Here is a 16,544-nt window from a genome sequence, read left to right on the forward strand (position 1 = left end):
CCTAGACCACCGGCTCCTTGATGCAGGTGATGTACGTGGCGCCACTGTCGAGCACCCGTGGCTGCTTCCACACTTCGATCGGGAACGACACGTTGACCAGTGACTGCATCATGTGGATGAGAGCCTTTGCATCGTCGGGCATTCCGTCCAGGGGGAACCTGGCGTCGCAGTATTCCATGACCGCCTCGAGCCGCGGGAACGCGGTGTCGTAGAAGTCCTGCATCTCGGCCATCGTCGAGGACAGCCGCTTCTGATAGCGCTCCTCCTCGGTGGGCAGGCACCAGTCGGTGAACCGCTCGAGGTCGGCGAATTCTTCGGGCAACTTAGGCATTGATCGCATCCTTCTGGCTCGCCGGCGAGGTGGCTTGACCATTGCCCCCACCGTTTTCGAGGCCCTTTTCCTTCTTGTAGGCGTTCACGTAGTCCCACGCCGTCTTGTGCAGATGGCGCAGCAGGATTTCCTGGTCACACAGCGGGAATTCCTTGACCACCCCAGTGTTGATCATCGTCTGGGTGGCTTCCAGCGTGTTGGCGTCCTGGAACGCGTACTCCTTGAACGTCACCGCCGCGAGTTCGTGCGCCAGCCGCTCGCGGGTGTTGGTGGCGGGAACGAAGTAGAGCGTGCACTCGAAGATGTGCTTGTCCACGTCCGTGGGCCAGTAGTGGTAGGTGAGATACCAGCCCGGCGCCCAGAGAAGCAGCGTGAAGTTCGGGAAGAACTCGAAAGAGTCCTGGCCCCAGGACGGATGGCGCGCCGGATTGACCGCCGGCGGCAGCTCGTCGGGCAGAATGCCCTTGATGTTGGGCCGGTCCCACGGTCCGAACAGCCCGCTGTGCAGCACGCGTTCGATGGGCTTGACCATGTTCAGGTCCTTCGGCGGGCTCATCCCGCCCCACGACGAGATCATCGAGTGCCTGCCCTTGATGTCGTAGTGCAGGGCTTCGAAGCCGTAGCTGGCCAGCTTTTCGGCTTCCTCCTTGACCGCCTGCTTCATGTGCAGGACCGGTGCGTGGTAGAACTCGACGAACGCGTCGATGAACAGCTTCCAGTTCGAATTGACCTCGGCCCGGTAGGAATACGTCTCCGTCATCTCGTGGAAGGGGTAGCCCTCCAGGCCCTTGGCGAATTCGCCGAGGTAGTCGGTGAGCGGTTCGGCGTTGTTGTCGAAGTTGATGAAGATGAAGCCTTCCCACACCTCGCAGCGCACCGGCACCAACCCGTAGTCGGCCTTATCGACGTCGAAGAACTCGCCTTCCTGCTGGATGAACGTCAGATCACCCTTGAGGTTGTAGCGCCAGGCGTGGTACTTGCAGGTGAACTGGCGGCAGGTACCGGACACCTCTTCGCCGGGATAGTCGTTCCACACCAACTTGTTTCCGCGGTGGCGGCACATGTTGTAGAACGCGCGCACCTCGTTGTCACCATCCTTGACGATGATCACCGACGTGCCCGGGCCCGCGGACGGCATCTCGCGGGTGAAGTAGCTGCCCTTCTTGGGAAGACGTTCCACCCGCCCGACATTGAGCCAGCACTTCCGGAAAATGGCTTGCTGCTCGAGCTTCCACTGTTCGGGGTCGATCGAGTCGGTGTAATCGACCGGCGCGGTACCGAGCTCCGGCCAGTGTTCGGTCCAGCTTCCCTCGGCTGGTTTGGGGAAAAACGCCACGATTATCTACCTCTCTGCGTGCATTTCGGAGTCGGGTTCTACGCCGAAAGTGTTGATCGCCATGGCCAGTGCGCCATAGCAGCCGATCGTGAAGACGAGGTCCATCAGCTGACGTTCCTCGAGGTGCTCGGACAAGGCAGCCCACGTCGCGTCGGAGATGTTGGACTTGTCCTGAAGTTCGTCCACCGCATGCAGTACGGCCCGGTCGAGCTCGTCTGAGGCCTCACCGCGTTGTAGGGCATCGATGACGTCATCGGTCAGACCCTCGTCGCGGCCCATCTCGACGTGGTGTCGCCACTCGTACTCACAGTTCGTCAGATACGCGACGCGGAGCACCGCCAACTCGCGTAGCCGTGGCGGCAGCGTCGATCCGTACAGCAAGTGAAAGTTGAACCGCAGGAAGGCGCGGGTCAGCTTGGGGTGGCGAACCAGCGTCGACAGCAGGTTGCCCGCCAGTTCGGGATTGCGCCGTTCGGGAGCCATGCTCGACAGGGCCTCGTCGACGGCTTCATCCCACTGTTCTGCGGGCAGCGGCGACACGCGCAAGGCGCCTCCTTCCCATGTCCTCTCGGCTATGAGAATCAGGTTCTCATATTTCGCCAATAGATTTCCACCTTTCTCGGGAATGGTCAACGTGTGAGGCCGGAACGGGTGGTCACGACGGTGCGGCGCGAGGCCCAACAGTGCTGCCAGAGGGGCCTAGGGTGGCTTTCGGACATTGATTCTCGTACGGTGAGAAGATAGTTTCCTCACATTGAGAACAGCGTGATGGATAGCCTCGGAGGATGCGACGAAAGGAACGGGCATGAACAAGGACGACATGATCTTGATCAGCGTCGATGATCACATCGTCGAACCGCCCGACATGTTCAAGAATCATCTGCCGAAGAAGTACATCGATGAGGCGCCGCGGTTGGTGCACAATCCCGATGGTTCGGACACCTGGCAGTTCCGCGACACGGTGATCCCGAACGTCGCGCTCAATGCCGTGGCCGGGCGGCCCAAGGAGGAGTACGGCCTGGAGCCCCAGGGTCTGGATGAGATCCGGCCGGGCTGTTGGCAGGTTGATGAGCGGGTCAAGGACATGAACGCCGGGGGCATTTTGGGTTCGATGTGTTTTCCGTCGTTCCCGGGTTTTGCCGGCCGGTTGTTCGCCACCGAGGATCCGGAGTTCAGTTTGGCGTTGGTGCAGGCCTACAACGACTGGCACGTCGAGGAGTGGTGCGGGGCCTATCCGGCACGGTTCATCCCGATGACGTTGCCGGTGATCTGGGATCCCGAAGCCTGCGCGGCCGAGATTCGGCGCAACGCCGAGCGTGGGGTGCATTCGTTGACGTTCACCGAGAACCCGTCGGCGATGGGGTATCCGAGCTTCCATGATTTCGATCATTGGAAGCCGATGTGGGATGCGCTGGTTGACACCGAGACCGTGCTCAATGTGCACATCGGCTCGTCGGGCCGGTTGGCGATCACCGCCCCGGATGCGCCGATGGATGTGATGATCACCCTGCAGCCGATGAACATCGTCCAGGCCGCCGCTGATCTGTTGTGGTCGCGTCCGATCAAGGAGTATCCGACGCTCAAGATCGCCTTGAGTGAGGGTGGGACGGGTTGGATTCCGTACTTCCTGGAGCGGGTGGATCGCACTTATGAGATGCACTCGACGTGGACGGGTCAGGACTTCGGCGGCAAGCTGCCCAGTGAGGTGTTCCGCGAGCACTTCTTGACCTGCTTCATCGCCGACCCGGTGGGGGTGGCGGTGCGCCACCAAATCGGGGTGGACAACATCTGCTGGGAAGCCGACTATCCGCACAGCGATTCGATGTGGCCCGGCGCCCCCGAGCAACTCGACGAGGTCCTCAAGGCCAACAACGTGCCCGACGACGAAATCAACAAGATGACCTACGAGAACGCGATGCGCTGGTACCACTGGGACCCGTTCACCCACATCAGCCGCGAACAGGCCACCGTCGGCGCCCTGCGCAAAGCCGCCGAGGGCCATGACGTCTCGATCCAAGCGTTGTCGAAGAAGGAGAAGACCGGCGCGAATTTCGCGGACTTTGCAGCGAGGGCCAAGGAGCTGACCGGCAACAAGGACTGAACATGGGATGGTCCTCCGGCCGACCACCGGGGGAGCGTCTCGTAGTGCGCCGGTGCGGGAAGGGCGTTCACGCGCCGGCGCACTGACGTGTGCGCCATTGAGCAGAGGAGAACAGACGTGTCTGACGCATTCGGGGGGATGACGTTCGAGCTGAGCGAGGATCAGCAGATCATCCGCAAGTCGGTCGCCGAACTGTGCAGCAAGTTCGACGACGAGTACTGGATGAAAAAGGACCTGGCACACGAGTTCCCGCAGGAGTTCTACGACGCGATTGCCTCCGGCGGATGGCTGGGCATGACCATCCCGGAGGCATACGGCGGGCATGGGCTGGGCATCACCGAGGCGACGCTGCTGCTGGAAGAGGTGGCCCGATCCGGTGCGGCGATGAACGGCGCCAGCGCCATCCATCTGACGATCTTCGGGATGCAACCGGTCGTCAAACACGGCTCCGACGAACTCAAGGCCGCGACGCTGCCGCGGATTGTCAACGGCGATCTGCACGTCTGCTTCGGTGTCACCGAACCCGGTGCGGGACTGGATACTTCGCGGATCACCACGTTCGCCAAACGCGAGGGGGACCACTACCGCGTCAACGGTCGCAAGGTGTGGATCTCCAAGGCGCTGGAGTCGGAGAAGATCCTGCTGCTCACCCGGACCACGCCGTTCGACGAGGTCAGCAAGAAGACCGACGGTATGACGTTGTTCCTCACCGACCTCGACCGCGACCACGTCGACATCCGGCCGATCAAGAAGATGGGCCGCAACGCCGTCAGCTCCAACGAGGTGTTCATCGACGACCTGATGGTGCCGGTGGGTGACCGGGTCGGCGAAGAAGGCAAGGGCTTCAAGTACATCCTCGACGGGCTGAACCCCGAACGGATGCTGATCGCCGCCGAAGCGCTGGGCATCGGGCGGGTGGCGCTCGAGAAGGCGGTCAAGTACGGCAACGAGCGGCACGTGTTCAACCGGCCGATCGGCATGAACCAGGGCCTGCAGTTCCCGCTCGCCGACTCGTTGGCCCGATTGGACGCCGCCGAGTTGGTGCTGCGCAAGGCCACCTGGCTCTACGACAACGGCAAACCGTGTGGGCGTGAGGCGAACACCGCGAAATACCTATGTGCCGACGCCGGTTTCGGCGCCGCCGACCGTGCGCTGCAGTTGCACGGCGGCATGGGGTATTCGGAGGAATATCACGTGTCGCGATACTTCCGCGAGTCCCGGCTGATGAAGATCGCACCGGTGAGCCAGGAGATGATCCTGAACTTCCTGGGTGAACACGTCCTGGGCCTTCCCCGTAGTTACTGACGATGGAGAGCACTACCGAATGAGCACCTACTTCGATCTGACCGGCCGTTCGGCGCTGGTGACCGGCGCTGCCGGCGGCATCGGTTCCGCCGTCGCACAGGCCCTGGCCGACGCCGGCGCGGCCGTGCTTGTCACCGACGTGGACAAGGACGCCGCCGCCGCTGTGGCCGAACGCATCTCGGCAAGCGGTAAGCGTGCCGAAGCCGCGGCGCTCGATGTGTCGGACCGTGAGTCCGCCGACGCCGCCGCTGCGCAGGCCGCTGCATTGGCCGACGGCAAGCTGCACATCGTGATCAACAACGCCGGCGTCACGAAGCCGGCGATGTTCGAGAAGACGACGCAGGAGTCCTTTCGGTTGCTGTTCGACATCCACGTGATGGGCGCATTCAACGTCACGCAGGCGGCGTTGCCGCACATCCCGACCGACGGCACCGGACGCATCGTCAACGTCACATCGGCGGCGGGCCTAACGGGCACGCTGGGGCAGGTCAATTACTCGGCGGCCAAGGCGGGCATCATCGGGTTCACCAAATCGCTTGCGCGCGAACTTGCGACGAAGAGCATCATGGTCAACGCGCTGGCCCCGCTGGCGGCCACGCCGATGACCGAGACCATCCGGACGAACGAGAAGTTCGCGGCCAACATGATGAACCGCATCCCGATGAAGCGGTGGGCCGAACCGTCGGAGGTCGCGGGTGCGTTCGTGTTCATGGCCTCCGATGCGGCGTCTTACATCACGGGGCAGGTGCTGCCGGTCGACGGAGGAATGGTGATGTGACGGCTCCCCTGAGCGGCGTCACCGTCGTCGCAATGGAACAGGCCGTCGCCGCGCCCATGTGCACCCGCGTGCTCGCCGACTTCGGCGCGCGGGTCATCAAGATCGAGAACCCCAACGGGGGTGACTTCGCCCGCGACTACGACGATGTGGTCAACGGGCCCGGCGGCCTGGCGGCGCATTTCGTCTGGTGCAACCGCGGCAAGGAGTCGGTGACGCTGAACACCAAGGCGCCCGAGGGAATGGACCTGCTGCACCGGCTACTCGACCGAGCCGACGCGTTCGTGTCCAACCTGGCGCCCGGCGCCACCGCCCGCATGGGTTTGGCACCCGCAGACCTGGCGGTGCGGCACCCCCACGTGATCCCCGTCGAAATCGACGGCTACGGTCCGGGCGGGCCGATCTCCCACAAGCGCGCGTATGACCTTCTCGTGCAGGCGGAATCAGGATCGTGCGCCGTCACCGGGTATCCGGGCATGCCCGCGAAGCCGGGGCCGGCGATGGCCGACTTCACTACCGGCCTGTATGCGGCCACCTCGATTCTGGCGTTGCTGATCGGCCGCAACAACACCAGCACCGAGACGGCACCGTCGGTGGCGCTGAGCCTGTTCGACGTGATGACCGACGTCATGGGCTATCAGCTGACCTACACCCAGCACTCGGGGATCGACCAGGAGCCTCTCGGGGTCGGCTCACCGGCCGTCGCGCCCTACGGCGCGTTCCCGACGCGCGACGGGCAGACCGTGGTGCTCGGCACCACCAACGACAGGGAATGGCAGCGGGTGGCGCGCGAGATCATCGACCGCCCCGACCTCGCCGACGATCCGCGCTTCGCCACGAACCCGGGCCGTTGCGCGCATCGCGGGGTTCTCGACGAGGCCATCGGAAGTTGGTGCGCACAACACGATCTCGCCGAAATCCAGAAGATCGCCGACGACGCCGGGATCGGCAACTCGCGTTACAACGTGCCCAGCGAGGTGGTCGCGCATCCGCAGCTGACGGCGCGGGACCGCTGGCGCACGGTCGACACACCCAAGGGCGAGATCCGGGCGCTGCGCCCGCCACCGGTGGTCAGCGGATTCGAGCAGCGCATGGGCGCGGTCCCGGGGCTGGGCCAGCACACCGACGCCGTGTTGAGCGAACTTGGGCTCACCCCAGCCGATCTCGAGCGGTTACGGGCCGAGGGCGTGATCGGGCCGAGCCACTCGTGACCGAGCATGTGCTGTTGACGTCCGACCGCGATGGCGTCCGTGCGCTGACGCTGAACCGGCCGGAACGCAAGAACGCGATCAACGCGCAGTTGTGGGAGGAGTTGGCCGACGCCTTGCGCGCGGCGGCCCGCGACACCGAACTCCGCGCGGTGGTGATCACCGGCGCCGGCGGGGCATTCTGCTCGGGTGCCGACATCGGCACCGGAGAGGACATTCACCCGCGGCACAAGCTGCGCAGGCTCACCGATGTCGCGCTGGCCCTGCACGAACTGTCTGTGCCCACGATCGCCAAGGTGACCGGCGTGGCCGTCGGCGCAGGCTGGAATCTCGCGCTCGGGTGCGACTTCGTCGTTGCGACCCCGGAATCGCGGTTCTCCCAGATCTTCTCGAAGCGAGCACTGTCGGTCGATCTGGGTGGATCCTGGCTGCTGCCCAAGCTCGTCGGCCTGCAACAGGCCAAGCGGCTGGTGTTGCTGGCCGACATGATCCATGCCGAGGAGGCGCGCAGCCTCGGACTGGTCACCTGGGTCAAGGCCGCAGACGAAATCGACCGCTTCGTAGAGGATCTGGCGGCGAGGTTGGCGGCGGGTCCGCCCGTCGCGCTCGCGCAGAGCAAGGCGCTGCTCAACGACGGGGCCAACGCGACGCTGCGTGAGGCGTTGGCCAACGAAGCCCGCGCGCAACCGGGCAACTTCGCCACGGCAGACTCGTCAGAGGCGTATGCGGCGTTCGCCGAGAAACGTGAGGCCACCTTCACCGGGCGGTGGGCCGTGTCCAGATCGGAGAGATGACAATGCGTGAGACCGTGATCGTCGAGGCCGTACGCACCCCCGTCGGCAAGCGCAACGGCGGGCTGTCGGATATGCACGCCGCGGACCTGTCCGCGATCGTGCTCAACGCGCTCGTCGAGCGCGCGGGTATCGATCCCGACATCGTCGACGACGTCGTCTGGGGCTGCGTGTCGCAGGTCGGCGACCAGTCGAGCAACATCGGGCGATACTCGGTGCTGGCCGCGGGCTGGCCCGAGTCGATTCCGGGCACCACGGTCAACCGGGCCTGCGGATCGAGTCAGCAAGCGCTGGACTTCGCGGTGCAGGCGGTGATGTCCGGTCAGCAGGACGTCGTCGTCGCCGGTGGCGTCGAGGTGATGAGCCGGGTGCCGCTCGGAGCGGCCCGGGCAACCGGTATGCCGTACGGCCCGAGAGTGCTTGACCGGTACAAGGATTTCTCGTTCAACCAGGGCATCTCGGCCGAACTCATCGCCGAGAAGTGGGGCTTCTCGCGGACCCGGCTCGACGAGTACTCCGTGCGCTCGCACGAGTTGGCCGCCGCCGCGCAGGACAGCGGCGCGTTCGAGAGGCAGCTCATGCCGGTGTTCACCGAGGGTGAGCCCGTGGTCGCCGACGAAGGGGTGCGGCGGGGGAGCACCGTCGAGAAACTCGCGGGACTCAAGCCCGCGTTCAAGGACGACGGCGTCATCCATGCGGGGAACTCGTCGCAGATCTCCGACGGCGCTGCGGCCCTGCTGGTGATGGCGGCCGACAACGCGGTGGCGCTGGGGCTGAGCCCGATCGCCCGATACCGCGCCGGCGCGGTCACCGGGGCTGACCCGGTGCTGATGCTGACCGGCCCGATTCCCGCGACCGAGAAGGTTCTGCACAAGTCCGGCGTGACCCTCGACGAGGTGGGGGTGTTCGAGGTCAACGAGGCGTTCGCGCCGGTACCGCTGGCGTGGCTCGCCGAGACGGGTGTCGACGAAAGCAAACTGAATCCGCTCGGCGGCGCGATCGCGCTCGGGCATCCGCTCGGCGCGTCCGGCGCGGTGCTGATGACCCGGATGCTGAACCACATGCGCGACAACGGCATTCGGTTCGGCCTACAGACCATGTGCGAGGGTGGCGGAACCGCCAACGCCACTCTGGTTGAACTCATCGCCTAGCGATGGCGGTGGAACTCATCGCCTGAACTGACCAAAGGATCGTCGTGCAAAGAAATCTGTTCACCGAGGACCACGAGGCGTTCCGGGAACTCGCCCGCGACTTCGTCGAAAAGGAGGTGGTTCCGCACTATCCCGAGTGGGAGAAGGGCGGAAGGATGCCTCGCGAGGTCTTCAAGCGAATGGGATCGCTGGGCATGCTCGGCATGGCCATCCCCGAAGAGTACGGCGGGGCCGGCGCCGACGACTACCGCTACAACGTCGTGCTTCAGGAGGAGGCGGCGCGCGCGTTGGTCACCTTGTCGACGGTGCGCACACAGCTCGAGGTGATCCTGCCGTATTTCTTGCATTACGCGAACGCCGAGCAGCGCACCCGCTGGTTCCCCGGCTTGGCGTCGGGCGAGTTGTTGACCGCCGTCGCGATGACCGAACCGGGTACCGGCTCCGACCTGGCCGGGATGCGGACCGCCGCGGTGCGCGACGGTGGGGACTGGATCCTCAACGGCGCCAAGACGTTCATCACCGGCGGCATGCAGGCCGATCTCGTCATCGTGGTGGCGCGCACCTCGACCGATCCGGACAACCGGCGAAAGGGGCTCACCCTGTTTGTCGTCGAGGACGGCATGCCGGGCTTCACGCGGGGTCGCGAGCTGGAGAAGATGGGCTGCAAGGTCCAGGACACCGCGGAACTGTCCTTCGTCGACGTGCGGGTGCCGGCGGCCAACGTGCTGGGGGAGGAGGGCGAGGCGTTCGGCTACCTCGGCCACAACCTGCCCCAGGAGCGGCTCACCGTCGCGGTGGGATCCGTCGCGCAGGCTCGCTCGGCGATCGCAGCGGCGATCGACTACACCAAGAACCGCAAGGCATTCGGCACGCCAGTGGCGTCGTTTCAGAACACGAAATTCGAACTGGCGGCGTGTTCGACGGAGGTAGAGGCCGCGCAGGCCATGCTGGACCGCGCGGTGAGTCTGCACGTCGATGGGCAGTTGTCCGCCGCTGACGCAGCGCGCGTGAAACTGTTTTGCACCGAGATGCAGCAGCGCGTGGTGGATCGCTGCCTGCAGTTGTTCGGCGGCTACGGCTACATGATGGAGTATCCGATCGCGCGGTTGTACACCGACGCGCGGGTGGCCCGCATCTACGCCGGTACCAGCGAGGTGATGAAGGTGATCATCGCCAAATCGCTCGGGCTCTGAGTGATTTCGGTGTAGTTGGTTGCGCTGGCCGCGCATTTCTACACCGAAATCGCCGGGCTACTTCAACATGCTGCCGGCGTCGACGGTGACCGGAAGGCCGGTGATGTAGCGGGATTCGTCGGACGCCAGGAACAGCACGGCGTTGCTGACGTCGATCGGCTCGACCCAACCCACGGGAAGCACGTGCATGAACTGTGCGGCCACCGCCAGGTCGTCGGGGCCGGGGTTTTCCAGATCGGGGCGGAACAACCGCATCGTGCCCTCGTTCATGAAGAGCGGCGTGTTGACGTTGGTGGGGCAGACGGCGTTCACCCGGATCGAGTGTTGCCCCAATTCGACCGCGAACGTGCGCATCAGCCCGATGACCCCGTGTTTGGCGGCGATGTAGTGGCCCGTGTGCGGGTACGGCTTAAGGCCGCCCACCGAGCTCGTCAGGATGATCGAGCCGCCGCGGCCGCCGGACAGCAGATGCGGCACACCGGCTTTCACCGTCTTCCACACCCCCGAGAGGTTGACGTCGATCATGTCGCGCCAGTCCTCCTCGCTGGTCTTGTCCAAGGTGTTTCCGCCGTTGCCGATGCCGGCGTTGGCGATGATGATGTCGAGCCGTCCCAACTGCTCGACGCCGCTGTCCACGACGGCCTTCACCGCGTCGTAGTCGCGCACGTCGACCTCCGCCGTGATGACGCGACGATCGAGGTTCTTGACGAGATCAGCGGTCTCAGCCAGGTCATCCGGTGTCGCCGCGGGGATATCGCTCTGACTGCTGATGCGCTTGCAGACGTCGACGGCGATGATGTCGGCGCCTTCCTCGGCGAGACGTACAGCATGGCTGCGGCCCTGACCGCGCGCCGCACCGCTGACGAACGCCACTTTGCCCTCGACTCGCCCACCCATGTCGCACCTCGATTCTCTGGCCGCCCGAATGCGAACCGTGTTGGTCGATCGATCAAAACTGGTCGATCGATCAGGAGCGTGACATTGATCGGCGCGGCTGTCAACCCGGCCACGACGGAACAGCGGGTGTCGACGCCGAGCGCGGCGGATCAACCTCGGGTCGCGGGCGGCGCCGTGGCCCTCGACGTATCGGCCAGCAGGTCGAACTGGCGCTCCATGAAAGCCCGCATCTCGTCGTGGCCGAGCGTGACGTCGACCGCGCTCTCGTTGCACAGGCTGCGGGCGATCTGTGCGATCAGCATCGAGACCGCGACGGGCGGGTACTGCTCGAGGTCGATTCCCCTGGCGCGAAGCGCGACGGTGACAGCCGCGGTCTCGATGTCGCGCACCCGCTCCGCGTAAGCCTTCAACTCCGCGCGAATCACCTTGCGGTGGTTGGCCAATGCCATGAACTCGGTGTTGAGGGCCGTCGCCCGCAGATCGCTGTTTATCGACCACAGCGTGCGCAGCGGGTCATCGTCGGTGAGCGCGGCACGCATGGTCTCCAGCGAGACTTCAGCACCAGCGCGCAGCACCTCGACGAACAGGTCGTCCATCGTCGGGAAGTAGTAGTAGACCAGCGCCTGCTTGACGCCGGCCTCCGCGGCCACTCGCCGGGAGGTCGCGGCCGCATAGCCGTCGTCGCGCATGATCTTGGCGGTCGCGTCGATCAGCCGTTGCCGGGCGCCGAGCTCGGCGGGCCTGCCCTTCGCTGACGAAGGCATGCGACCGGCCGCCGCTCGGTTGCTTGACCGTCCGTCCGGCCTCGTGGTAGGCATGGCGCATCCTAACAGTTTGGTCGAATGATCAGGATGATCTGACGACGGATTCGATCCGTGACCGAAAGGACGGCCGTTGATGACCGATCTCGCATCGGTGGACTACTTCGCAGATCACGCGATCAGTCAGAATCCCTACGAGTACTGGGACTACCTGCGCGCGCAGGGGCCGGTCTTCCTGGAGCCCAACTACGGAGTCGTGGCCGTCACGGGCTATCAGGAAGTGCTGGCGGCGTTCAAGGATCACGACTCGTTCTCCGCGGTCAACGCGATCGGCGGTCCCTTTCCGCCGCTGCCCTTCGTGCCGGAGGGCGACGACATCACCGAGCAGATCGAGGCGCACCGACACCTGTTTCCGATCCACGAGCACATGGTCGTGATGGATCCACCCGCGCATGAGCGGGCGCGTTCGCTGCTGACCAAGCTGCTGACGCCGCGACGCCTCCAGGAAAACGAGGATTACATGTGGCAGCTGGCCGACAGCCAACTCGACCAGTTCATCGATCCAGCGTCATCGGAAGGCCGCTGCGAATTTCTCTCCGAATACGCGAAACCCTTTGCCACGTCGGCGATCATCGACCTGCTCGGTGTGCCGAAGCAGGACCGCCCGGAGTTCCTGGCGGCGCTCGGCGCCGCGCGCCCGGGCGGTAGCCGCGTGGGAGCTCTCGACGGTGAGCCCGTCGGGCTCGATCCGCTGCAGTATCTCGACGACAAATTCGCCCGGTATCTCGCCGATCGTCGCCGCGAACCGCGTGGCGACGTGCTGTCGGGCATGGCGACCGCCGTCTATCCCGACGGCTCGACCCCGGAACTGATCGAAGTGGTCAAGCCGGCGACCTTTCTGTTCGCCGCGGGCCAGGAGACAGTCACCAAGCTGCTCAGCGCGGCGGTGCAGACCCTCGGCGACCGGCCCGAGTATCAGCAGATTCTCCGGGACAGCCCCGAGCGTATCCCGGCGTTCATCGAGGAAGCGCTGCGGATGCACTCGCCGACGAAGGTGGACTTCCGACTGGTCCGCAAGACCACCACGCTCGGCGGCGTGAATCTGCCGGCGGGGACCATCGTGATGTTGTGTCTGGGCGCAGCCAATCGCGACCCGCGCAAGTTCGACGATCCTCACGACTTCCGCCCGGACCGCAAAAACGTGCGGGAACACATCGCGTTCGGCCGCGGCATCCACACCTGTGCGGGCGCGCCGCTGGCCCGCGTCGAAGGCAAGATCACGGTCCGCCGCCTTCTGGACCGCACGCGAGACATCCGCATCGACGAGGCCGTCCATGGTCCCGCCGGCAACCGTCGCTACGCCTACGAACCCACTTTCCTGTTGCGCGGCCTGACCGAACTGCACATCGAGTTCACTTCAGCCGGCAGCTAACTTGCGATTTCGGTGTAGTTGGTTGCGCTGGCCGCGCATTTCTACACCGAAATCGCCCTTTGACCTGCCGCATGTGACGCCAACCCAAACACTTTTTCGCTGAGATGCTTGTCACAGCGCCGAAACCTACCTACTGTGTGTTCACTAGGTTGGTTGAACGAAGGGGTCAGGTGTCCGCCACGGAATCTGTGAGGCCTTACGCCACGCTCCTCGCCAAGGGCGAGGACCGCAGGCAGCGCATCCTTTCGGTGGCCGAACGACTGCTCGCGCGCAACGGGTGGCGCAACACGTCGCTGGCACAGATCGCCAAGGAAGCCGGCGTCACGCCGGCAGGTCTGCTGCACCACTTCGAGTCCAAGGAGCAACTGCTCAACGCGGTGCTCGACGCCCGCGACGCCGACGACGCGATCCATGCCGACTACCGCTCCGGCGACCTCGTCACCGAACTCAGCCGGGTCCCCGAACGGTTCGATCGCGCACCCGAGCTGGTCGGCACCTTCACGGTGCTGCTGGTGGAGAACATCGCGCCCGATGCACCGCTGCACGACCGCTTGGTCAAGCGCTACAGCGACGCGGTGGACATCATCGTCGGGATCATCCAGCGCGGTCAGGAAAGCGGCAAGTACCGCACAGATGTCGACGCGGCAGCCAAGGCCGTGGAAATACTCGCGTTCATCTATGGAATGGAGACCCTATGGTTGCTCGACCCCTCAATTCAGTTGGCCGAGGTGTTCAAGGGGTACGCCGAGTCGCTGGGGCGCGAGTTGGCGCCACGGAGCTCGACATGAGGTACCGCCTGGATGTCGTCGCGCCCACCGTGTCCGACGCGGTGAGGTACGCGGGCGGCTGGATCTACGACAGGGTGATGGCCGGATGGGATGTCACCGTCCTGGTGGGCGGCGACGACGACGTCCGACCACTGACGATCCTGGGCGCCAGGACGTTGGATCTGGAATCGGTGCTGCAGGCCTGGCAGGACCGGCCGCATCCCCAGACGATCGCGGTGGCGGCCGAAATGTTCGAACGTGATCCGCGCGTGCTCGCCCACGTGCGCACCGCGCTCGACCAGGGCGCCACCGAGGTGACGCTGTGGGGCGAGCGGTTGCCCGCCGAACTCGACAGCAGCGTTGACTCCGTCGAACATCATTTGAGCGCAGCAGCACGGGCTTTCAAGGTCAAGGCGCTTGCCGCGGCCCAGGATTCGGGCACGGGCGGTGTCCACTCTTGTGAGACGTTCCGCTGCGGGATGATGGTTTCGGTTGCCGCGGACCTGGTGCCCGCCAGCTAGTCTCGACGCCCGCTATGACGTGAGGTCGATGACCACCTTGCCGACCGCGCGTCCGTCGGCGACGTGGCGCAGCGCCTCAACCGTCTGCTCGAGCGGGTAGACCGCGCCGATATGCGGGCGGACGCGGCCGCTGACCAGAAGTTCGCGTAACTCGGATTCGTTGCGGGCAAACTCGTCGGGCGGGACGTCGTGGAACTGAAAACCCAATACCTGCACGCCCTTCATCAACACCAGGTTCAGGGGGATGCGGGGAATGACGCCGGAAGCGAACCCGACCGTGACGAATCGACCGCTACGGCGCAGCGACCGCAGCGCGGGTTCGGAAAGCTCACCGCCAACCGGGTCGACGACGGCGTGTGCGCCATCGGGCAGGGTCCCGCGTAGCGCGTCTCTCACGTTGTCGGCGCGGTGGTTGATGACGTGGCGGGCGCCGTAACTCGCAGCGGCTGTCAGCTTTTCGTCCGTCGATGCGACGGCGGTGACCGAGGCACCGAGCGCGACGCCGAGTTGCACGGCGGCCAGGCCGACGCCGCCGCCCGCACCGAGCACGATCAACTCTTCGCCGCTCTGGATCCGAGCCATCGAGCGCAGCGTGTGGTACGCGGTGCGATACGCCACGCCGAAGGCGGCCGCGGTGCGGTCGTCGACACTGTCGGGGATGTGCGCAAGGCCCTCGGCCGGGACGGTGACCTCCTCGGCGAACGCGCCTTGCAGGACGGCGCCGCTCACCCTGTCGCCGACGGTGAATTGATCGGCATTGTCGCCCAGTTCGACGATCTCACCGGCGAACTCGCTCCCCGGCACGAACGGGGGCGGCACGCTGATCTGATACTCGTTGCCGATCAACAACACGTCGGGAAAGTTCACCGCGGCGGCCTGGACGCGCACCCGGACCCTGCCTGCGCCGACGGCAGGCGACGGCTGATCCTGGATCTGCACCACCTCCGGCGGCCCGTACCGCGGGCAGACCGCGGCCCTCACCGGTAGTCGCTGGATTCGGCGAGATCGGCCGCCGAGCGCATCAACTCGACGATGATCGGCCCGTACGCGAGCAGCTTCTCGTTGTCACCGGCCCGCTGAAAACCCTGCTCCAGCACGATCGCGAGCTTCCACTTGGCCAGCACCAGGTAGTAGTCGAGGTCGTCGACCTGGCGCCCGGACACCTTCGCGTAGTGCTCGACAACCTCTGCGCGCGAGGGCATTGCGCGCATGTCGACGTAGCTCATCTCCGACTTCGTCGGGGCGGCGGTGTCCTCAGGCCAGCTCTGCACCATCCACCCGAGATCGAGCTTGGGGTCGCCGACGGTGCCCATCTCCCAGTCGACGATCGCAGCGAGCTGTGCCGGCGCGCCATGCCGGTACATGACATTCGCGAACTGGTAGTCGCCGTGCATCAGGCCGGGAATGAAGTCCAGCGGTCGATGCGCGCGCAACCATTCCGTCGCAACATCGAGGCCATCGATCTCGCGACCCTTGATGCGCTCGAAGAACGCGATCCAGCGGTCCACTTGGCGTTCGTGAAAGCCATCGGGACGGCCGAGATCATGCAAACCCTTGGCTTTCCAGTCGACCTTGGAGAGCAGGGCGATGCCCTCGGCGAGTTGGTAGGACAGTCCGGCGCGCGCCTGGAGGTCGGAGTCGAAGGGCTCAGGCCACCGCCGATCCTCGAGCTCCATCGGCGACCAGCCGTCGACGAAACCCATCAGGTAGAACGGCCGGCCCAGCACGGCGGCGTCCGGGCACACCGCGACGGCCGGTGTGTGCGGAACATCGGTGCCGTCGAGCGCCTCGATGATGCGCCACTCGCGCAAAATGCCCTTGTCTCGATCCGGAGGCGCCTCGGGCGGAGGCATTCTCAACACGCAGCGATGCTCGCCACGGCGCAGCTCGTAAATGACGTTCTGCGTCCCACCCGACAGAAACCGTGTCTGAAGAGGTTCTCCCTTTCCGGGCAGCGTGGCCGCGTCCATCCAAT

At 65.2% G+C, this 16,544-nt stretch carries 17 protein-coding genes; 10 read left to right on the forward strand and 7 right to left on the reverse strand.

The annotated features are described in order from the left end of the window. Position 1: 1 nt before the first annotated feature. The 3 genes from AU188_RS09905 to AU188_RS09915 are packed head-to-tail and all read right to left on the reverse strand — an operon-like array spanning position 2 to position 2,213. Entirely contained in the window at positions 2–331 is a 330-nt protein-coding gene (locus tag AU188_RS09905; protein WP_059163556.1) for a hypothetical protein, read from the reverse strand. Beyond that, entirely contained in the window at positions 324–1,667 is a 1,344-nt protein-coding gene (locus tag AU188_RS09910) for an aromatic ring-hydroxylating oxygenase subunit alpha (RefSeq protein ID WP_059163557.1), read from the reverse strand. The genes AU188_RS09905 and AU188_RS09910 overlap by 8 nt, the downstream gene beginning before the upstream one ends. A 6-nt stretch (positions 1,668–1,673) precedes the next feature. Further along, the gene (locus tag AU188_RS09915) at positions 1,674–2,213 is read right to left on the reverse strand and encodes a carboxymuconolactone decarboxylase family protein (RefSeq protein WP_059163812.1); all 540 of its coding nucleotides are present in this window, start codon (positions 2,211–2,213) and stop codon (positions 1,674–1,676) included. A gap of 259 nt (positions 2,214–2,472) precedes the next feature. Between AU188_RS09915 and AU188_RS09920 the strand changes: the two genes are divergently transcribed. The 7 genes from AU188_RS09920 to AU188_RS09950 all read left to right on the forward strand — a co-directional run bounded on the left by AU188_RS09920 (position 2,473) and on the right by AU188_RS09950 (position 10,191). Then, complete coding sequence (locus tag AU188_RS09920; protein ID WP_059163558.1) at positions 2,473–3,768, forward strand: amidohydrolase family protein; 1,296 nt, start codon at positions 2,473–2,475, stop codon at positions 3,766–3,768. A gap of 138 nt (positions 3,769–3,906) precedes the next feature. Further along, positions 3,907–5,073, forward strand: coding sequence for an acyl-CoA dehydrogenase family protein (locus AU188_RS09925; protein ID WP_059101982.1), 1,167 nt, complete (start codon positions 3,907–3,909; stop codon positions 5,071–5,073). A 19-nt stretch (positions 5,074–5,092) separates the two neighbouring features. Beyond that, positions 5,093–5,851: an SDR family NAD(P)-dependent oxidoreductase gene (locus tag AU188_RS09930; protein WP_059163559.1), complete on the forward strand. Its 759-nt coding sequence runs from the start codon at positions 5,093–5,095 to the stop codon at positions 5,849–5,851. Further along, positions 5,848–7,059, forward strand: coding sequence for a CaiB/BaiF CoA transferase family protein (locus tag AU188_RS09935; RefSeq protein ID WP_082686566.1), 1,212 nt, complete (start codon positions 5,848–5,850; stop codon positions 7,057–7,059). The genes AU188_RS09930 and AU188_RS09935 overlap by 4 nt, the downstream gene beginning before the upstream one ends. 8 nt (positions 7,060–7,067) lie before the next feature. Then, the gene (locus AU188_RS09940; RefSeq protein WP_059163814.1) at positions 7,068–7,850 is read left to right on the forward strand and encodes an enoyl-CoA hydratase/isomerase family protein; all 783 of its coding nucleotides are present in this window, start codon (positions 7,068–7,070) and stop codon (positions 7,848–7,850) included. Positions 7,851–7,852: 2 nt separating this feature from the next. Further along, the gene (locus AU188_RS09945; RefSeq protein ID WP_059163560.1) at positions 7,853–8,998 is read left to right on the forward strand and encodes a thiolase family protein; all 1,146 of its coding nucleotides are present in this window, start codon (positions 7,853–7,855) and stop codon (positions 8,996–8,998) included. A 44-nt stretch (positions 8,999–9,042) separates the two neighbouring features. Next, entirely contained in the window at positions 9,043–10,191 is a 1,149-nt protein-coding gene (locus AU188_RS09950) for an acyl-CoA dehydrogenase family protein (RefSeq protein ID WP_059163561.1), read from the forward strand. 57 nt (positions 10,192–10,248) lie between these two features. On the opposite strand, the gene AU188_RS09955 is transcribed toward AU188_RS09950, so the two are convergent. Both AU188_RS09955 and AU188_RS09960 read right to left on the reverse strand, forming a co-directional pair. Then, a complete protein-coding gene (locus AU188_RS09955) occupies positions 10,249–11,088 on the reverse strand; it encodes a mycofactocin-coupled SDR family oxidoreductase (protein ID WP_059163562.1) in 840 nt (279 codons plus the stop codon). A gap of 149 nt (positions 11,089–11,237) precedes the next feature. Then, positions 11,238–11,906 (reverse strand): TetR/AcrR family transcriptional regulator, encoded by a 669-nt coding sequence (locus AU188_RS09960; RefSeq protein ID WP_172799450.1) that lies wholly within the window; start codon positions 11,904–11,906, stop codon positions 11,238–11,240. Positions 11,907–11,985: 79 nt separating this feature from the next. On the opposite strand from AU188_RS09960, the gene AU188_RS09965 reads away from it, so the two are divergent. The 3 genes from AU188_RS09965 to AU188_RS09975 all read left to right on the forward strand — a co-directional run bounded on the left by AU188_RS09965 (position 11,986) and on the right by AU188_RS09975 (position 14,569). Then, on the forward strand, positions 11,986–13,281 hold the full coding sequence (locus AU188_RS09965; protein ID WP_059163564.1) for a cytochrome P450: 1,296 nt from the start codon (positions 11,986–11,988) through the stop codon (positions 13,279–13,281). Positions 13,282–13,451: 170 nt separating this feature from the next. Further along, the gene (locus AU188_RS09970) at positions 13,452–14,069 is read left to right on the forward strand and encodes a TetR/AcrR family transcriptional regulator (protein WP_059163565.1); all 618 of its coding nucleotides are present in this window, start codon (positions 13,452–13,454) and stop codon (positions 14,067–14,069) included. Continuing rightward, positions 14,066–14,569 (forward strand): hypothetical protein, encoded by a 504-nt coding sequence (locus tag AU188_RS09975; protein WP_059163566.1) that lies wholly within the window; start codon positions 14,066–14,068, stop codon positions 14,567–14,569. Before AU188_RS09970 ends, AU188_RS09975 begins: the two co-directional genes overlap by 4 nt. A 12-nt stretch (positions 14,570–14,581) precedes the next feature. Here the strand turns inward: AU188_RS09975 and AU188_RS09980 are convergent, their stop codons facing one another. Together AU188_RS09980 and AU188_RS09985 are read right to left on the reverse strand one after the other, a co-directional pair. After that, positions 14,582–15,550, reverse strand: a complete 969-nt coding sequence (locus AU188_RS09980; protein ID WP_059163567.1) for an NADPH:quinone oxidoreductase family protein — start codon at positions 15,548–15,550, stop codon at positions 14,582–14,584. After that, on the reverse strand, positions 15,547–16,539 hold the full coding sequence (locus AU188_RS09985; protein WP_059163568.1) for a phosphotransferase family protein: 993 nt from the start codon (positions 16,537–16,539) through the stop codon (positions 15,547–15,549). Before AU188_RS09985 ends, AU188_RS09980 begins: the two co-directional genes overlap by 4 nt. Positions 16,540–16,544 lie beyond the last annotated feature (5 nt).

Origin of the sequence: Mycobacterium sp. IS-3022, from assembly GCF_001500065.1 — a bacterium.
Lineage (GTDB): Bacteria > Actinomycetota > Actinomycetes > Mycobacteriales > Mycobacteriaceae > Mycobacterium.

Coding starts and splice junctions, on each gene's coding strand:
- AU188_RS09925 (WP_059101982.1), top strand. CDS start 3,907: ATGACGTTCGAGCTGAGCGAGGATCAGCAGATCATCCGCAAGTCGGTC.
- AU188_RS09960 (WP_172799450.1), bottom strand. CDS start 11,906: ATGCCTACCACGAGGCCGGACGGACGGTCAAGCAACCGAGCGGCGGCC.
- AU188_RS09920 (WP_059163558.1), top strand. CDS start 2,473: ATGAACAAGGACGACATGATCTTGATCAGCGTCGATGATCACATCGTC.
- AU188_RS09930 (WP_059163559.1), top strand. CDS start 5,093: ATGAGCACCTACTTCGATCTGACCGGCCGTTCGGCGCTGGTGACCGGC.
- AU188_RS09945 (WP_059163560.1), top strand. CDS start 7,853: ATGCGTGAGACCGTGATCGTCGAGGCCGTACGCACCCCCGTCGGCAAG.
- AU188_RS09955 (WP_059163562.1), bottom strand. CDS start 11,088: ATGGGTGGGCGAGTCGAGGGCAAAGTGGCGTTCGTCAGCGGTGCGGCG.
- AU188_RS09975 (WP_059163566.1), top strand. CDS start 14,066: ATGAGGTACCGCCTGGATGTCGTCGCGCCCACCGTGTCCGACGCGGTG.
- AU188_RS09985 (WP_059163568.1), bottom strand. CDS start 16,539: ATGGACGCGGCCACGCTGCCCGGAAAGGGAGAACCTCTTCAGACACGG.
- AU188_RS09905 (WP_059163556.1), bottom strand. CDS start 331: ATGCCTAAGTTGCCCGAAGAATTCGCCGACCTCGAGCGGTTCACCGAC.
- AU188_RS09965 (WP_059163564.1), top strand. CDS start 11,986: ATGACCGATCTCGCATCGGTGGACTACTTCGCAGATCACGCGATCAGT.